The following is a 16778-nucleotide window of genomic DNA, read 5'->3' as shown; positions in this document are numbered from 1 at the left end:
GCCGCCCCGTTAGCCCAACCCGCGCGCCCCGTAAAACCGTCACGCCGCGGCGGCCTCCTCCTCCAGGGCGAGGCCGTGCAGGACGGCGCAGAGTCGGTCGCCCGTCATCTTGGAGAGGTCGAAGCCGCTCTCATTCGCCATGTCGCCGTAGCGTGCCGCATCGGCCTGCGAGGCGCCGACATAGGCCATCGACCAGTCGGTGAAGAGGCGCGCCGCCACCGCCTCGAAGGCCAGCAGCGAGACCTCGCCGTGGCGCTCGTCCTGCTGGATGCGCTCGAAGGTGGTCTCGACCGCCTCGCCCGGCCCTTCCAGCACCTGGGCGAAGCAGCCGGCGTTGAACATCAGCGCCCCAGTGACGCCGACGCGGGCGTTGTTGGTGCGGCTCGCCGCGAGGATGCCGCGGATCGTCTCGTGCATCGCGCCCGGTTCGCCGGCGACCCGGTTGCGGCTGTAATAGACGAGGCGGCGCAGGTCGTGGTCGAGCGAATTCTGGTTCGACGGGTCTTGGGGCATCGCGGGCTGGCTCACGGGAGACTCCTGGCTCATCAGGCAGCGTCGTTGGGGGAGGCGGCTGGAGGCGACAGCAGGGCGGCGGCCTGGGCCGCGGGCATCGGGCGCCCGGTCAGGTAGCCCTGGACCTCGGTGCAGCCCTCGGCGCGGATGGCGTCGAGCTGCGAGGCGGTCTCCACGCCTTCCGCGGTGGTGCGCATGCCCAGGCTGGCGCCGAGACGGGCAATCGCCCGCACGATCGCCCCGCACTCGGCATTGCCCTCCATGCCGCGGACGAAGGACTGGTCGATCTTGATCTTGTCGAAGGGGAACTTCTGCAGGTAGCTCAGGGAGGAGTAGCCGGTGCCGAAATCGTCCATCGAGATCTTCACGCCGAGCGCGCGCAGGCCGTTGAGCACGTCGAGCACGCTGTCGGTGTTCTCCAAGAGGGCGCCCTCGGTGATCTCCAGCTCCAGCCGGGCCGGATCGAGACCGGTCTGGGCCAGCACGTTCATCACCGTCTCGACCAGCTTGCCGCCGCGGAACTGCACGGGGGAAAGATTCACGGCGATCGAGGCGGGCTGCGCCCAGGACGCCGCCTCGCGGCAGGCGGCGCGCAGCGCCCACTCGCCGATGCCGACGATAAGGCCGATCTCCTCGGCCAGCGGGATGAACTGGGCCGGCGAGATCGGTCCGCGTTCGGGATGGTTCCAGCGCAGCAGCGCCTCGAAGCCGGTCACCTGGCCCGTCTCCAGTTGGATCTGCGGCTGGAAGGCGAGATCGAATTGCTTGAGGGCGAGCGCCCGGCGCAGGTCGATCTCCAGGCTGCGCCGCGCCTGCATCTGCGCGTTCATCGCCGGCTCGAAGAAGCGGTAGGTGCCCCGGCCCTCGGCCTTGGCCCGGTAGAGGGCGAGGTCGGCGTGCTTCAGGAGCGCGTCGGCGTCGCTCCCGTCGGCGGGGGCAAGCGCGACGCCGACGCTGACGCCGACATTGAGCATGTGGCCGTCGACGACGTAGGTGCGCCCGACCAGATCGACGAGGCGCCGCGCCAGGGCCTCGGAGGCCTGCGGCTGCTCGGCGCCGGGGAGGGCGCTGACTTGCAGGATGGCGAATTCGTCGCCGCCGAGCCGCGCCACCACGTCCCCGCTGCGGGTGGCCTTGCGCAGGCGCTCGGCGACTTTGCGCAGGAGCGCGTCTCCGACCGGGTGGCCGAGGGTGTCGTTGACCGCCTTGAACCGGTCGAGGTCGAGCATCAGCACCGCGAGCGGTGCGCCGGTCCGGTCCGCCCCGGCCAACGCCGCATCGAGGCGGTCGCGCAGGCCGACGCGGTTGCACAGGCCGGTCAGCGGTTCCTGCCGGGCGAGCGCCGCGCCCTGGAGATGCTCGGTCACATCTTCGAAGGTGAGGGCGAAGCCGCCGACGGAGAGGGGCGCCAGTGCCGCCTCGACACGGCGGTCGCCGGAAAGCCTCAGGGGCGCCCGGATCGAGCGGGCCGCGCGCACGGCGTCGAGGAGGGCGTCGAGAACGGGCTCAGCCTCCGGCTCAGTGACCCCGGCCGGCGCCAGCAGGGCGGGCAGGGACAGGCCGACCGGATCCGCGCAGGAGATCAGGGCCGCCGCGCGGGCATTGGCGAAGAGAACGATGCCGCCCGCGTCGAGCAGGAGGAGGGGGGCGGCCATCTCGGCGAGCGCCGCCTCGAACGGGAGGGAGGCCGGAAGCGACGGAGCGGCGAGGGCGGACATGAAGGCGGACATGCGGCCGGACAGCGTCCCATGACAGCCGCCCATCGTGGGCGGCCTGCCCATAGGCCAGGTGTCCTCTCAACGGATGCTTAAAGCGCGCGTCCGACGCAGCGTATTGCTGATATTGCTCCAAGGATTTTGAGCGTTACAACATAGGATATGGCAGTCGATTGCGGGGCTGAAGGCGAAGTCAACCCATGTCGCTTCGCCCCGCCCCGCCTCACGGATCAGGGATTGCGCCCGTTGATCTGCTGCTGCATCGCCTTGTCCTCGGCGCGGCCGTAATTGATGAAGAACAACGATCCGTCGACCGCCTTGCCCTTCTGCAGGTTCGAGAGCTGCACCGTGGTGAGGTAGCCCTGCGGATCGGTGATCCGCCACTGCGACAGGGTCTTCATCTCGGCGTCGAAGTAGAGCTGAATCTTCGAGGTGCCGCCCAGCGTCGAGCGGTCCTCCAGCCCGATCCGGACGCCGCCCGGATCGTTGGTGACGTCGCTCACCGTCAGGTCGCGGGCGAGGTCGATTCTTTCGCGCAGCAGGAATTTCAGCGGCGTCTGCGAGATGAAGTAGAGATCCTGGGTGTTGAGCTTGCGGTCGCGCACCGCGACCGAGGTGCCGTCGGCGATCACTTCGAGCGGGGAGGGTTGGTCGTACTCGAAGCGCAGGCGTCCGGGCTTGGCCAGCGTGAGCTTGCCGCCGATGCGGCGCCCGTCGGCGCCGATCTGGATGAACGAGCCGGTTAGGGTCTGGAAGCCGTTGAAATAGGCGTTGGCCGCCGCGACCACGGTGGCCGGTTCGGCGTCCTGCAGCGAGGCGCCGAGATTGGGGGCGCCCACCGCCGCAACCTGGGTGCCGGGTTTCGCGGCCGGCGTCGCCGGAGCGCCGGGCTTGGCCGCCGCCTTGAGGCTGCCGGTCTTCTCGGCGGGTTTTTCCGCGGACTTATCAGCTGCCTTCTCGGCCGCCTTGTCCGCGCCTTTGCCGGGCTTCTGCGCCGCCTTCTTGGCCGGGGCCGGGGCGGCGTCCGGTTCGGGCGAAGCGGCCGGGGGCGGTGCCGGTTCTTCCTTGCGACCGAACAGGCCGTCGAGGAAGGAGGAGACCTGAGCGTTCGCCGGAAGCGGCTGGAGCGCCAGCGCGGCGACCACGAGCAGCGGACCGGCGGCGGGGCGGAGGCGTCGGCCAGTCATCGTGTGGGCATCTCCGAAAGCTTGCGGGCGCGCGGGGCTTTTGCCGTCCCGGTGCGGACGCGCGGCTGCGGCGCGTCCGGATGTCGTGTTTGCCGGTAGAGCCGGCCCCTGTGGCGAATATGCGACGGGGGCCGGATCTTGAGGGTCACTCGTCGTCGTAGCCGCCGGACGGGGCGCCTGCGAGGCCCTCGACCAGGATCTCGCGCTTGCCGGCGTGGTTGGCCGGCCCGACGATCCCCTCGATCTCCATCCGCTCCATGATCGAGGCGGCGCGGTTGTAGCCGATCTGCAGGCGGCGCTGGATGTAGCTGGTCGAAGCCTTGCGGTCGCGCAGGACCACGGCGATGGCCTGCTCGTAGAGTTCGCCGCCCTCCGCGCCGGCGGTCGCCGCGAAGGCACCGATGTCGAAGACCGGGGCGTCGGACTCCTCGGCTTCGGCGAAGTCGTCCTTCTCGGCCTTGGCCGCGGCGCGCGCGCCCTTGGCCGGCTTCTCCGGCTGGTCGGAGGAGCCGTCATCGGCGGTGACCGCCTCCAGATAGGAGGGCCGGCCCTGAGCCTTGAGGTGGGCGACCACCGTCTCGACTTCCGAATCCGAGCAGAACGGCCCGTGCACGCGGGTCGTGCGTCCGCCACCGGCCATGAACAGCATGTCGCCCTGGCCCAGCAGCTGCTCCGCGCCCATCTCGCCCAGGATCGTGCGGCTATCGATCTTGCTCGTCACCTGGAAGGAGATCCGGGTCGGGAAGTTCGCCTTGATCGTGCCGGTGATGACGTCGACCGAGGGACGCTGCGTCGCCATGATCAGGTGGATGCCCGCCGCGCGTGCCATCTGGGCGAGACGCTGGATCGCGCCCTCGATGTCCTTGCCCGCCACCATCATCAGGTCGGCCATCTCGTCGACCACGATCACGATGTAGGGCAGGGCCGAGAGGTCCATCTCCTGCTCTTCGAACACCGCCTCGCCGGTGGTGCGGTCGAAGCCGGTCTGGACCGTGCGGGTGATGGTCTCGCCGCGTTCGCGCGCCTCCTTCATCCGGGCATTGTACCCGTCGATGTTGCGCACGCTGATCTTCGACATCTTCTTGTAGCGCTCCTCCATCTCGCGCACCGCCCATTTGAGGGCGATGACCGCCTTCTTCGGGTCGATGACGACGGGGGAGAGCAGGTGCGGGATGCCGTCATAGACCGACAGCTCCAGCATCTTGGGATCGACCATGATCAGGCGGCACTCTTCCGGCTTGAGGCGGTAGAGCAGCGACAGGATCATGGTGTTGATGGCCACCGACTTGCCCGAGCCGGTGGTGCCGGCCACCAGCAGGTGCGGCATGCGGGCGAGGTCGGCGATGATCGGCTCGCCGCCGATGTTCTTGCCCAGGCACAGCGCCAGCTTGTGCTTGGTCTCGACGAAATCGACCGAAGCCAGAAGCTCACGCAGGTACACGGTCTCGCGCACCGGGTTCGGCAGCTCGATACCGATCACGTTGCGGCCGGGCACGACGGCGACGCGGGCGGACACGGCGGACATCGAGCGGGCGATGTCGTCCGACAGGCCGATGACGCGGCTCGACTTGGTACCCGGCGCCGGCTCCAGTTCGTAGAGGGTGACGACCGGGCCGGGGCGCACGGCGAGGATGTCGCCGCGCACGCCGAAGTCCTGCACGGTCTGCTGGAGGTTGAGGGCGTTCTGCTCCAGCTCGTCCGCATCGACCTCCTCGCCGTCGGGCAGCGGCGGTTCGGCGAGCAGTTCGAGGGAGGGCAGCTCGTAATCGGCATTGCCGACGAACGACGCTTCAAGATGGCGGCCGGCGGGGATCAGCGTCGGACGCTCGGGCAGGAACGCCCGCGGACGGTTCTCGGGCTCGAGAGCGGCTACGGGTGCGGCGGCTTCCTCCTCGAACGCGTCGGCGATCTCCGAGACGGCCTCGTCGAGGATCTCCGGAGCCTCCTCCTGCACGGTCTCGATGACCGGCTCCTCGGCCGGCTCGGCTTCAGTGCCGGGCTTGGTGCGCAGCAGGACCGGGCGGGCCGGGATCGTCAGCGGTGCCACCGCCTGCGAGGCAGGGGAGGGGGCCTGCGGTGCCGCCTGCATCGGGGCCGGCGCCAGAACCTGCATCGGAGCCGGCTGTACGGCGAAAGGCTGCACAGTGAAGGGCGCGGGCGCCGCGACGGCGGCCGGGGCGGGCACCACGGCTTGCGGCGGGGCATACGAGGCAGCCTGCGGCGCGGCCCCGGCAACGGGAGCCGGACGGACCGGGCGGATCGCGGCGCGGGCGGCCATGGCGTTCGGGACCGGACGCGGCACGGCAGGCGCGACCGGCTCGGCGACCTCGACCATCGCCTCGGCCGGGCCGAACCAGCCGTGCAGGGCCGACCAATCCGGCACGTCCGACCAGTCGGACGGCTCGGCCGGAACCGGCGGGATGAAGGGCGCGTAGATCGAGGCGAACGAGGCGATCGCCTCCACCGCTTCCGCCGCGACGGGGGCGGCAATCGGCAGGCTCTCCGGCACGGCGGCTTCAAGGCACGGCGCCTCGGCCGGGGTTGGCACGGCCTGCCGTGCAGCGGCCGCTTGTCCGGCTCCTTGCATCTGGACGACGGGCTTCGGCCGGCGGTCGGGGGTGCGGAAGAAGCTCACGCCCGGCGGCGGCACGAACGGACGGCGCCAGCTCGGCACCTCCGAGACGGCCTGCTCCGCGCGCAGACGGGCCGCTTCGGCCTCCTCGGCGGCGAACTGCGCCGCGCGCTCGGCCGCCTCGCGCTCCGCCGCCTCGCGGGCCCGCTGCGCCTCCAAAGCCGCGGCCTCGGCGGCGGCCTGGGCGTCGAGCAGGGCCTGGGCGCGGGCCTGCGCCTCGCGCTCGGCCTCCAGCGCCTGGCGGCGGCGCTCCATCAGAACGGTGTCGGGCGTGCGGGTGAAGCGCACCGCCTCGGGCAGCGGCGCCTGCGGCACGCCGTAGGATCCGCCCGGGTTCGCGGGCTGGGAGGCGGGCAGGGCGGCCGGGAGCGGAAGCGTGCCGGCCTCCGGGGCGATCGCCGCCGGACGGCGCGGCGTGCGCACCAGGACGCCGGGACCGGAGGCGCGGGGATCGATGCGGCTCTCGAACGGCATCTCCGATTCGCCGTCGTAAGCGAAGGCCCGACCGGGATGAACCGGGGCGGGCATCTCGAACAGCCCCTCCTCCGCTGCGGCAGCCCAAGGCTCCTGAGCAGCCGGTGTACGGCCGAGCATCGTCCCCGGCGGCACCAGCCAGCTCGGCACGCTGCCCGCGTCGAACCCGTCCGTGCCGGGCTGCGGCAGGGCCGGATGCGGCAGCGCCTGCGGGAGCGCCCGCGGCGGCGCCGGGGGCGCGCCGGCGATGCGCCGGGCGAGGTTGGAGCGCAGGCTCATCAGCCGATGGGCGATGCCGCCGATCGACCGGTCCAGGCGGTCGCCGCCGCGGCTCGGCCGCGACGGATCACGATGGGAATGGGGAGGCCGTCCCGATGCGCGCATGATCTGTGAGATGACTCGAAACAAGGTCCGGCTCCTGCGGAGCGGTTCGAGCCCCAAGCTAGGCGGATCGTCGTTAACGAACGCTTGCCCTCCCCTTCTCCGCGTCGTCCCAGGCCGCCGGTGCAAGCGGAACGCGAACCGACTATCATCGAGCGCGGTTGGCGCTTTGCGGCGATGTTTCGAGATCCGGTGCGAGAGCGCGCCTGAGGCGTGGCCGTGCCGCACGCCAAGTTTGAGAAACGACGACCCGAGAGACACTTGGCAGGCTATTCTGCCATATTAGGTGAGCTTCGAGACCCGGTGACGACTCCGAGCCAAGAACCCGTCAGCCCCCAAGACTTCCGCTCGCTCTACCGGCACGGCTTCGCCCGCGTGGCGGCCTGCACCGGGCGCAGCCATCCGGGCGATCCGGCGGCCAATGTCGAGGATATATTGCGCCTCGCGCGGCAGGCGCATGGGGCCGGGGCGGCGCTCGCGGTCTTTCCCGAACTCTGCGTCTCCTCCTACGCCATCGAGGATCTGCTGCTGCAGGCGACCCTCCTCGACGCGGTCGAAGCCGGGGTCGCGCGGCTGGTCGAAGAGAGCGCCGGGCTGACGCCGCTCCTCGTCGTCGGCGCGCCCCTGCGCTGGCACAACCGGCTCTACAATTGCGCGGTGGCGATCCGCGGCGGGCAGCTCTTGGGCGTGGTGCCGAAGAGCTATTTGCCGAATTACCGGGAATTCTACGAGAAGCGCCACTTCGCCTCGGGCGCCGGGATCATGGCTGAGACGATCCGTCTGGCCGGGCTCGAGGCGCCGTTCGGCACCGACCTGATCTTTTCCGCCGAGGACCTGCCCGGCTTCCGTCTCGCCATCGAGGTCTGCGAGGATCTCTGGGTGCCGCAGACGCCGGGGATGGAGGCGGTGCTGGCCGGCGCCACGGTGATCGCCAACCCCTCGGGCAGCCCGATCACCGTGGGCCGCGCCGATTCCCGCGAACTGCTCACCCGCGCCGCCTCGATGCGCGGCCTGTGCGCCTACGTCTACGCCGCGGCCGGAACCGGCGAATCCACCACCGACCTGTCCTGGGACGGGCAGACCAGCATCGACGAGAACGGCGTGCGTCTGGCCGAAGGCGCGCGCTTCCCCGAGGGACCGGTGGTGACGCTGGCCGACATCGACCTCGACCTGATCGCCGGGGAGCGGCTCCAGGCCGGCAGCTTCGACGACAACGCCCGCAACCAGAGCCTCCGGCCCTGGCGCACGGTGTCCTTCCGCCTCGATCCGCCGCAGGGCGATCTCGGCCTGGAGCGCCGGGTCGAGCGCTTCCCCTTCGTGCCCGCCGATCCGGCGCGCCTCGCGCAGGATTGCTACGAGGCCTACAACATCCAGGTCGCGGGCCTCGCCCAGCGGCTCGCTGCCACCGGCACCAAGCGGGCGGTGATCGGCGTGTCCGGCGGCCTCGACTCGACCCACGCGCTGATCGTCGTGGCAAAAGCCTTCGATCGCCTCGGCCTGCCGCGGAAGGACATCCTGGCCTACACCCTGCCGGGCTTCGCCACCTCCGATGAGACCAAGACCAACGCCCACGCCCTGATGCGGGCGCTCGGCACCACGTCGGAGGAGATCGACATCCGCCCGGCCGCCCGGCAGATGCTGAGCGATATGGGCCACCCGTTCGGGCGGGGCGAGGCGGTCTACGACGTCACCTTCGAGAACGTGCAGGCGGGGCTTCGCACCGATTACCTGTTCCGGCTCGCCAACCAGCACGGCGGCATCGTCATCGGTACCGGCGACCTCTCGGAGTTGGCGCTCGGCTGGAGCACCTACGGCGTCGGCGACCAGATGAGCCATTACGGCGTCAATGCCGGTGTGCCCAAGACCCTGATCCAGCACCTGATCCGCTGGGTGATCTCCTCCGGCCAGTTGGGCGCCGAGGAGAACCGGACGCTTCAGGCGGTGCTCGACACCGAGATCTCCCCGGAGCTGGTGCCCGCCTCGGAAGGCGAGGGGCCGCAGAGCACGGAGGCCAAAATCGGTCCCTATGCCCTGCAGGACTTCAATCTCTGGTTCACCCTGCGCCACGGCTTCCGGCCCTCGAAGATCGCCTTCCTCGCGCTGCACGCCTGGGGCGATGCGGGGCGCGGCGACTGGCCGCCGGACTTTCCGCAGGCCAAGCGCGTCGCCTACGACTTGGCCGAGATCCGGCGCTGGCTCGGCGTCTTCCTCGATCGCTTCTTCCGCTTCAGCCAATTCAAGCGCTCGGCGCTGCCCAACGGCCCGAAGGTCTCGGCCGGAGGCTCCCTCTCGCCCCGCGGCGACTGGCGGGCGCCGTCGGACGCCAGCGCCCGCGCGTGGCTCGATGAGTTGGAGCGCAACGTCCCGAAGACGTGACGGCGGTCGGGCCGGTTCAAGGGGCTCCGCCGGTCCAAGGCCCGCCGCCCGCGTCCGGGGCGGGATGGAAGCCGTCGAGCGTCGCGACCGAGGGGGCCCGTCCGGCACGGCGCTGGGCGACGTAGTCGAGGATGCCCATCACGGCGCGCTCGGAATAGGGCTTGGCGATGACGCCGAGCGCACCGGCGAAGTCCGGCGGGATGCGCTTGGCGTTGGCGGTCATGAACACCACCGTGATCCGCGGGTCGCCCGCCAAGGCGCGGGCCACCTCCACGCCGGTCGGGCCGTCGACGAGGTGGATGTCCACGAGTGCCACGTCCGGTCGGGCGCTGCGGCCGAGCGCGATGGCATCCGCCGAGCAGCCCGCCACGCCGACGCTGACATGGCCGAGATCTTCCAGAAGACATTCCAGTTCGAGGGCGATCAGCACCTCGTCCTCGACGACGAGGATGCGCAGGGGCGCCTCCCTCACCTCGGCCATCGCGGCTCTCCCGGCCTCGTTTCGCTCCTCGATCCGACGGGATCGGCCAAGATCGCGTTTACCGGAAACGAGCCCGGTCGATCGGGGAGCCGTTTGCGGTGGAAACGAGAGGGCCGACCGGCGGAGGAACCGGTCACGGTGCGTCGGCCCCGGTCAGCGGGATCGTGATCGCGATCCGGGTGCCGGGCCCGGCATCCGACCATTCGAGCGTTCCGCGCAACTGGCGCACCACCATCTCGACGAGGGTACGGCCGAAGCCGGCGGGGTTGGGAGAGGCCGCGCCCATGCCGATGCCGTCGTCCTCGATGACGAGGCGCATCCCCGCCTCACAGCGGCGCGCCTCGATGGCGACCCGGCCGCGGCGCTCCTCCGGGAAAGCGTGGTGCAGGGCGTTCGTCGTCAATTCGTGGATCAGCAGCGCCAGCGGCGCGGCCATGGCGGCGGAGAGCGCCAGGGCCTCGATCTTCGTCTCGATCCGGGTGCGATCCTCGTCGAGGCCGGCGGCGAGGTCGGCGATCAGGTCGGCGGTGAAGTCCTTGAAATCGAAGCGGGAGACGTCGCCCTCGGAGTAGAGCATCCGGTGGGCGGTGGAGAGGGCACTGATCCGGTCGGCCATAGCCTGAAGCGCGTCGCGGGCCTCGCCCTCGGGCGTGCGCCGCGCCTTCAGCAGCATCAGCGAGGAGATGACCTGAAGGTTGTTCTTGACCCGGTGGTCGACCTCGTGGAGCAGCGCCGTCTTCTGTTCGAGCGCCGAGCGCAGGTCGGCGGTGCGCTCGTTCACTTCGCGCTCGAGCGCGCCGTTGGCGTCGCGCATGGCCAGTTCCAGGCGGTGCTTGTCGGTCATGTCGGCCTGGGCCGAGAAGAAGAACACCACCTTGCCCGCCGCGTTGCAGACCGGGTTGATCGTCATGCCGTTCCAGAACGGGGTTCCGTCCTTGCGGTAGTTGAGCAGTTCGCCCTCGAACGGCCGGCCGGCGGAGAGCGACCTGCGCATCCTTTCGAGCACGTCCGCATCGGTGAGGGGGCCCTGCAGCAGGCGGCAGTTGTGGCCGTAGATCTCCTCGCGGTCGTAGCCGGTGAGCGCCAGGAAGGCGGCATTGGCCCACACGACGGGATTGTCGCCCTGCCCCGGATCGGTGACGACCATGGGGGTCGGGCTCGCCTCGAAGGCCGCCGCGAAGACGTCCACCGTGACGCCCGCGGGCAAGCTCGCTCCTTTGGGAAAACCCGACATCTCGAACGCCAACAGAGGCACGCCGCGATGGATTGCGGCACATGAACCGGAGTCTCCAGGCGCATTCCGCAGCGTCCGGCCCCGCGACTCAAACGAGCCCGGACCGTCCCCGTTCCGTGCGGCCAAGCACGCAGACCAAGCACGCAGACCAAGCACGCAGGCCGAGCCGTCGAGCACGCAGCACCCCGGCGCTCCGGCCGCGTGTCGGCGCTGGGGTTACACTTGCGTCAACCATGTTCGTCCATAAGCAGCTCGGGATTCCGAAGCCGCGCTTGTCCTGCAAGGGAGGCACACGGGGGGCTGGCGGGCGCAAGGCCGCCATGTTTTCCGCGGAGTCGTATCAAAGATGCGCGAGCGAACGACGCGCCTGCGTCCGGGCGACCGGCCGCTCGCCGCGTCCCGGCTCCGCGAATTCTCGGATCCGCGAAGTCTCGGATCCACGAAACCCCGCACCCGCCTTCGGGCGAAGGCTCCAGGGAGTTCCACGCGATGGCGGCGCAAGCAGCGGCCCAGACGGCGCAACCCCGCAAGTTTCGCCTGCGGGACATCACCGAGGATCGCCGCGTCGCCCTGATGCTGGCTCTCGGCTTCGCCTGCGGCCTGCCGATCCTGCTCGTGTTCTCCACGCTCTCGGCCTGGCTCGCCACCGCCGGCATCCAGCGCACCAGCATCGGCCTGCTCTCCTACGTCTCCTTCGCCTACTCGCTGAAGTTCCTGTGGGCGCCGGTGATCGACCGCTTCGACCTGCCGGTCCTGGCGCGCTGGCTCGGCCGCCGCCGCGCCTGGATGGTGGCGGCGCAGATCGCGGTCGCCCTCGGCCTCATCGGCATGAGCCAGGGCGATCCGGCCGCCTCCTTGAGCTTCATGGTGATCTGCGCGCTGCTGACCGCCTTCGCCTCGGCGACGCAGGACATCGTGGTCGATTCCTGGCGCATCGACGCGGCCCCGACGGAGCGGCAGGGCGTGATGCTCGCCGCCTACCAGCTCGGCTACGCCATCGCCCGCGCCTTCGCCGGGGCCGGCGCGCTCTACATCGCGCAAGGCGCCGGCTGGAGCCTCGCCTACGGCGCGATGGCGGCGCTGATGCTGGTCGGGCTGGTCGCCGCCCTGCTGGCCCCGCGCCAGGACCCGGTGACGGTGCCGGGCGAGCGGCGCTCGCTCGCCACGACGCTGCGCGTCGCCGTGGTCGATCCGTTCTCCGACCTCGTGCGCCGCAAGGGGGGCCAGCTGATCCTGATCCTGGCCCTGATCATGTTCTACCGCCTGCCCGACATCATCTCGGGCGTGATGGCCCAGCCCTTCTACATCGAGAAGGCCTTCACGCTCACCGAGATCGCCAACGTCACCAAGGTCTACGGCGTCATCGTCGGCATCCTGGGCGCCTTCGTCGGCGGGCTCTCCGTCATCCGCCTCGGCATGAATTGGACGCTGCTGATCGGCGGCATCATCGGTGCCGCCTCGAACCTGATGTTCACTTGGCTCGCGTTGAGCGGGCCGGAGCGGGTGGCGATGCCCTTTTTCTGGGTCGCCAATGGCGGCGTCGACACGGGAGACCTGATGCTGCTGCTCCAGGCCAACAGCGGGGCGGGGGGCACGCTCATCCCCTGGATCCCCGAGCGGGCGCCGCTGTCGCTGTTCGTGCTCAGCATCTCGATCGACAACTTCGCCGGCAACTTCGCGGGCACCGCCCTCATCGCCTACATGTCGAGCCTGACCTCGCCCGCCTTCGTGGCGACGCAGTACGCCCTGCTCTCCTCGCTCTACGCCCTGCCCGGCAAGTTCGTCGGGGGCTTTTCCGGCTTCATGGTCGACGCGATGGGCTATCCGGCCTTCTTCGCGGCGTCCGCCGCGATCGGCATTCCCGTGGCGCTGCTCTGCATTGTCCTGATGATCCTGCGCGAGGGACGGGAGGAGCCCGTGCCCGAACCCGCTCCCGAAGCGGAGGCGGTCGCGATGAAGGTATGACCCCGGCCCGCGTTCCGCGCCGGCCCGGTCTTCCGAAAACGGAACCAAGCGCGCGGCCCCGCGCTTGCTGTGTCCGAAGTCACTGAGGTGCGAGGCTGGGATACGAACCGTGAGCGACTTGACCCTCGTCGGCGAGACCCTGCCGGTTCCGGTGGAGGCGTCCGCCTCGCCCCCGCTGTCGGAGGGCGACCGTCTGGCCCTGCGCCGGGCCGTGGCCGTGCTGGAGAAGCCGGGCCTTGCCGCCCGGCTCTCGGCGGCGGCGGGTGCGCCCCTGGACATGATCGGCCGGGCGCTGCCGGCTCCCATCACCGAGACGGTGGCCAGCGCCACGGAAGGCGCGATGCGCACGGCCCTGCGGGTCGCGCTCGCGACCCTGCCGGATAAGGACGTAAAGCCCGCCGGCACCGCGCTGGAACGCGTCGAGACGGAAGCCGGGGGGCGCCTGAGCCGCCTGCTCGGGTCGAGCGATACCCGCCATAAGGCGCTCGCCGCCGTGACCGGCGCCGTCGGCGGCGTGCTCGGCCTCGCGACGCTGGCGGTGGAACTGCCGGTCTCCACGACGATCATGCTGCGCTCGATCGCCGAGATCGCGCGGCAGGAGGGCGAGGATCTGAGCGATCCCGAGACCGCGCTCGCCTGCGTGCAGGTCTTCGCCCTGGGCGGGCGCGCCGGCGCCGAGGCCTCGGTCGCCGACAGCGGCTATTTCGCCGTGCGCGCGGCGCTGGCCAAGACCATGTCGGAGGCGGCCCGCTACGCTGCCCACCGCTCGCTGCTCGATGCCGGCGCGCCGCCGCTGGTGCGGCTCACCGCTCAGATCGCCGCCCGCTTCGGTCTCGTCGTCTCGCAGAAGGTCGCGGCCCAGGCCGTACCGGTGATCGGGGCGCTGGGGGGCGCCGCGGTCAACGCCGCCTTCATGGACCACTTCCAGTCCATGGGCCGCGCCCACTTCACCGTGCGCCGGCTCGAGCGCGCCTACGGCAAGGAGGCCGTGCACGCGGCCTATCTCGAGGAGAAGGCGGCGCTCGGCCTCGGGTGAGCGCCTCACGGCCACACCTTGATCGCCACCGGCCGCCGTACGAGGTCGCGGTCGGAGGTGATGGTGCAGCCCTCAAGGCGCAGGGTCGCGAAGGTGAGGAGCGCGCCCTCGCCGACATCGTCGAAGTTGCGGCCCTTGGCGTCCGGATCGAGCAGGGATGGGTAGGCGATCAGCCGTCCCTTCGCCTGGCAGGGGTCGTCGTAGAGGGTGGCGCCGGCGAGCAGCAACCGCGGCCCGTCCCAGGTCAGCAGGTCGCGCGAGGTGCTCCAGTAGAAGCCCGATTCCGGAAAGGCCCCGCCCTTGGCCGCCATGAACACGGCGATCCAGGCTCCGGTGCCGCGGTGGCGCACCACTGCGCCGACGGGGGCGGGAAACGGCGCCACCGGCTTGCAGGTGTCGGCGAGCCTGACCGGCTTGCGGTAGGGGTCGGGGAAGGCGGCGGTGAAGCCGGTGCCGGTCCAGGCGCGCCAGCTCGCGGGATCCTCCGGCCGCTCGGTGCGAAACAGGCAGACGCCCGCCTCCTGATCGCTGCCTGGACGGTCCCAACCCGTGGTCGAGGCGAAGAAGTAGCGGAAGCGCCCCTCACTGACGATGTTGGAGGGGTTGAAGAAGCCCCGGTGCCGGCCCTGGCCCTCCTCCTGCCGGAAGGGCGCGCCCGCCACCACCGCGGGCGGTGTCGTTCGGGTGAAGCTCACGCCCCCGTCGCGGGAGAAGGCCGCCGTGACCGTGTTGTACCAGCACTCCATATAAACCTTCGAGCGGCAGCGGCCCTCGTGCTCGTTGGCCTGATACTCGTGGTGGAGGAGGGCGGCGACGCTCGTGCCGTCCTCGGTCCAAGTGGCGGTGATCCACGAGCGGTCGTCGTAGAGCGCCGGATCGGGCTTCTCCCCGGAATCGAGCACCACGCGGCAATCGATCTTGAGATGGTCGAGATCGAGGCCGCGCAGGGCCCGGTTGCGGTAGTGCAGGCCATAGAGCGCGACCTGACCCGAGGCGTCGCGGAAGGCGCGGGCTGGGGCGTCGGGCACGTCGGCGCCGTCGCAGGCGTCGCGGGTGGCGGAAAAGATCGTCCGCTCCGGCCCCGTCAGGGTGAGCGCCGAGAGCGGCGGCTCCGGGGCGGCGCGGACCGGCGGCACGCCGCCGCAGGCGAGCGCGAGCGTCACGGCGAGGGGGCGGCCAAGGAGACGGCCAAGCAGACGGGACGATCTGGACATCCCGCCAGGATTGCGTTTTGAACCGTTACAGGGAGCTTGTCCGCATCCGCCGGAGCGAGCGCCGTCCACAGGCTGCCCCATGCTGGTGATGATCCTCGGCCTCGTGCTGTTCCTCGGCACGCACGCCTTCTCCATGGCGCGGTCCAAGCGCGCGGAGGTGATCGGCCGCATCGGCGAGGGCCGATTCAAGCTCGGCTACACCCTGCTCTCGGCGGCGGGCCTGATCCTGACCGTCTACGGCTACGGCCTGTACCGGCAGGAAGGCATGATCCCGGTCTGGTCGCCGCCGCTCTGGACCCGGCATCTGGCGGTGCTGCTGACTCTGTTCGCCTTCATCAGCCTTGCCGCGACCTACCTGCCGGGCCATCTCCGCGCCCGGCTCAAGCACCCGATGCTGCTCGCCGTGAAGATCTGGGCGACCGCCCACCTGCTGGCCAACGGCGATCTCGGCTCGATCCTGCTGTTCGGCTCCTTCCTCGCCTGGGCGGTGGCCGCCCGCATCAGCGCCAAGCGCCGGACGCTCACCGCGGGGCAGGTGGCGCAGCAGCATGGCGGGCAGGCCGCCCCGGCCGGCTGGCGCAACGACGCCATCGCCGTGGTGGTCGGCGTCGTGGCGTGGTTCGTGTTCGGCAAATACCTGCACCCGCTCCTCATCGGCGTCGCCGCCTGGCCAGGGCAGGCCTGAGCCTCATTCGCCAAAGCGGAGGCGCTGTGCTAGGCGCCCCGACAAGACAGGCGAGGCGAGTGCGCTTCCGCGAGGGGCGCCCGGATTTTTTCGAAGATGGCCGAGAACAACGAGTTCATCCGCGAGGTCGACGAGGATTACCGCCGCGACCAGATCGCCAGGATCTGGAAGCGCTACAACGCGCTGATCATCTCCGGGGCGATCCTCCTCGTGGCCGGCGTCGGCGGCTACAATTACTGGCGCCATGCCGAGCGCACCCGCGCCGAGGCGGCTTCCGAGCGCTACGATGTCGCCAGCCGCCTCGCCAAGGACGGCAAGACCGAGGAGGCGGACCGCGACTTCGCCGCGATCCGCACCGACGCGCCGGGCGGCTACGCCCTGCTCGCCCGCTTCCGCCTCGCCGCCGACGCGGCCAAGCGCGACGCGGCTGCCGGAGCGGAGGCCTATGACAAGCTCGCCGCCGATACCGGTATCGGCGATTCCCTGCGCGACCTCGCCCGCCTGCGCGCGGCCCTGCTGCGCCTCGACGGGTCCGATCCGAACGCGGCCCTGGCGAGCCTCCAGGGGCTTGCCGCCCCGACCAACGCCTATCGCCACACCGCCCGCGAGATGCTCGGCCTGGCCGCGCTCAAGCGCGGCGACATCGAGGGCGCCGGCCGCTGGTTCGACCAGATCAGCGCCGATGCCGAGACGCCCCAGGGCCTGCGCCAGCGGGTCGATGTCTACGCGGCGCTGGTGGCCGGCGGTCCCGTCACCGTGACCGAGGCCAAGCCCGAGAACGCCGCGCCGCCGCCGATCACCCGCTGACGGCGCGGCCGGAACCGCTTATCTTCTCAAGCATCGTCCCGAAAGCTGGCCTCCGGCTTGTCTGAAAAGACGATGCGT

The 16778-nt window shown here is 70.8% G+C and carries 12 protein-coding genes; 5 read left to right on the top strand and 7 right to left on the bottom strand.

The window, feature by feature from the left end; all coding sequences use genetic code 11:
• Positions 1-39: 39 nt before the first annotated feature.
• The 4 genes from MFF24_RS09615 to MFF24_RS09600 form a co-directional block, all read right to left on the bottom strand.
• A complete protein-coding gene (locus tag MFF24_RS09615; RefSeq protein ID WP_133089318.1) occupies positions 40-513 on the bottom strand; it encodes a BLUF domain-containing protein in 474 nt (157 codons plus the stop codon).
• A 32-nt stretch (positions 514-545) separates the two neighbouring features.
• Positions 546-2231, bottom strand: a complete 1686-nt coding sequence (locus MFF24_RS09610; protein ID WP_238224413.1) for a putative bifunctional diguanylate cyclase/phosphodiesterase — start codon at positions 2229-2231, stop codon at positions 546-548.
• 227 nt (positions 2232-2458) lie between these two features.
• The gene (locus MFF24_RS09605) at positions 2459-3415 is read right to left on the bottom strand and encodes an outer-membrane lipoprotein carrier protein LolA (protein WP_238224242.1); all 957 of its coding nucleotides are present in this window, start codon (positions 3413-3415) and stop codon (positions 2459-2461) included.
• 145 nt (positions 3416-3560) lie between these two features.
• Positions 3561-6800, bottom strand: coding sequence for a DNA translocase FtsK (locus MFF24_RS09600; RefSeq protein ID WP_238224411.1), 3240 nt, complete (start codon positions 6798-6800; stop codon positions 3561-3563).
• A 405-nt stretch (positions 6801-7205) separates the two neighbouring features.
• Between MFF24_RS09600 and MFF24_RS09595 the strand changes: the two genes are divergently transcribed.
• Positions 7206-9278 carry an NAD(+) synthase gene (locus MFF24_RS09595; protein ID WP_238224240.1) on the top strand — a complete coding sequence of 691 codons (2073 nt, stop codon included), beginning with the start codon at positions 7206-7208 and terminating at the stop codon, positions 9276-9278.
• Between the two features lie 16 nt (positions 9279-9294).
• Here the strand turns inward: MFF24_RS09595 and MFF24_RS09590 are convergent, their stop codons facing one another.
• Together MFF24_RS09590 and MFF24_RS09585 are read right to left on the bottom strand one after the other, a co-directional pair.
• Complete coding sequence (locus MFF24_RS09590) at positions 9295-9759, bottom strand: response regulator (RefSeq protein WP_108941760.1); 465 nt, start codon at positions 9757-9759, stop codon at positions 9295-9297.
• Between the two features lie 133 nt (positions 9760-9892).
• Positions 9893-10993, bottom strand: a complete 1101-nt coding sequence (locus tag MFF24_RS09585) for a histidine kinase dimerization/phosphoacceptor domain -containing protein (protein ID WP_238224238.1) — start codon at positions 10991-10993, stop codon at positions 9893-9895.
• 489 nt (positions 10994-11482) lie between these two features.
• Between MFF24_RS09585 and MFF24_RS09580 the strand changes: the two genes are divergently transcribed.
• Both MFF24_RS09580 and MFF24_RS09575 read left to right on the top strand, forming a co-directional pair.
• A complete protein-coding gene (locus tag MFF24_RS09580) occupies positions 11483-12958 on the top strand; it encodes an AmpG family muropeptide MFS transporter (protein WP_238224237.1) in 1476 nt (491 codons plus the stop codon).
• 109 nt (positions 12959-13067) lie between these two features.
• Positions 13068-13994: an EcsC family protein gene (locus MFF24_RS09575; protein ID WP_238224236.1), complete on the top strand. Its 927-nt coding sequence runs from the start codon at positions 13068-13070 to the stop codon at positions 13992-13994.
• 5 nt (positions 13995-13999) lie between these two features.
• Here the strand turns inward: MFF24_RS09575 and MFF24_RS09570 are convergent, their stop codons facing one another.
• A complete protein-coding gene (locus MFF24_RS09570; RefSeq protein WP_238224235.1) occupies positions 14000-15208 on the bottom strand; it encodes a hypothetical protein in 1209 nt (402 codons plus the stop codon).
• Positions 15209-15287: 79 nt separating this feature from the next.
• Between MFF24_RS09570 and MFF24_RS09565 the strand changes: the two genes are divergently transcribed.
• Entirely contained in the window at positions 15288-15893 is a 606-nt protein-coding gene (locus MFF24_RS09565; protein WP_238224234.1) for an NnrU family protein, read from the top strand.
• Between the two features lie 96 nt (positions 15894-15989).
• Positions 15990-16700, top strand: coding sequence for a tetratricopeptide repeat protein (locus tag MFF24_RS09560; protein ID WP_133089202.1), 711 nt, complete (start codon positions 15990-15992; stop codon positions 16698-16700).
• Positions 16701-16778: the final 78 nt, after the last annotated feature.

The sequence above is a fragment of the Methylorubrum aminovorans genome (genome assembly GCF_022179725.1).
GTDB lineage: Bacteria > Pseudomonadota > Alphaproteobacteria > Rhizobiales > Beijerinckiaceae > Methylobacterium > Methylobacterium aminovorans.
Note: the sequence above shows the minus strand (reverse complement) of the source record. Positions and strands in the feature narration are given on the sequence as shown.

Bases quoted from the DNA above. Each gene is read 5' to 3' on its own strand.
- MFF24_RS09565 (WP_238224234.1), top strand. From the start codon at position 15,288: ATGCTGGTGATGATCCTCGGCCTCGTGCTGTTCCTCGGCACGCACGCC.
- MFF24_RS09585 (WP_238224238.1), bottom strand. From the start codon at position 10,993: ATGTCGGGTTTTCCCAAAGGAGCGAGCTTGCCCGCGGGCGTCACGGTG.
- MFF24_RS09560 (WP_133089202.1), top strand. From the start codon at position 15,990: ATGGCCGAGAACAACGAGTTCATCCGCGAGGTCGACGAGGATTACCGC.
- MFF24_RS09600 (WP_238224411.1), bottom strand. From the start codon at position 6,800: ATGAGCCTGCGCTCCAACCTCGCCCGGCGCATCGCCGGCGCGCCCCCG.
- MFF24_RS09605 (WP_238224242.1), bottom strand. From the start codon at position 3,415: ATGACTGGCCGACGCCTCCGCCCCGCCGCCGGTCCGCTGCTCGTGGTC.
- MFF24_RS09580 (WP_238224237.1), top strand. From the start codon at position 11,483: ATGGCGGCGCAAGCAGCGGCCCAGACGGCGCAACCCCGCAAGTTTCGC.
- MFF24_RS09590 (WP_108941760.1), bottom strand. From the start codon at position 9,759: ATGGCCGAGGTGAGGGAGGCGCCCCTGCGCATCCTCGTCGTCGAGGAC.
- MFF24_RS09615 (WP_133089318.1), bottom strand. From the start codon at position 513: ATGCCCCAAGACCCGTCGAACCAGAATTCGCTCGACCACGACCTGCGC.
- MFF24_RS09570 (WP_238224235.1), bottom strand. From the start codon at position 15,208: ATGTCCAGATCGTCCCGTCTGCTTGGCCGTCTCCTTGGCCGCCCCCTC.
- MFF24_RS09610 (WP_238224413.1), bottom strand. From the start codon at position 2,231: ATGTCCGCCCTCGCCGCTCCGTCGCTTCCGGCCTCCCTCCCGTTCGAG.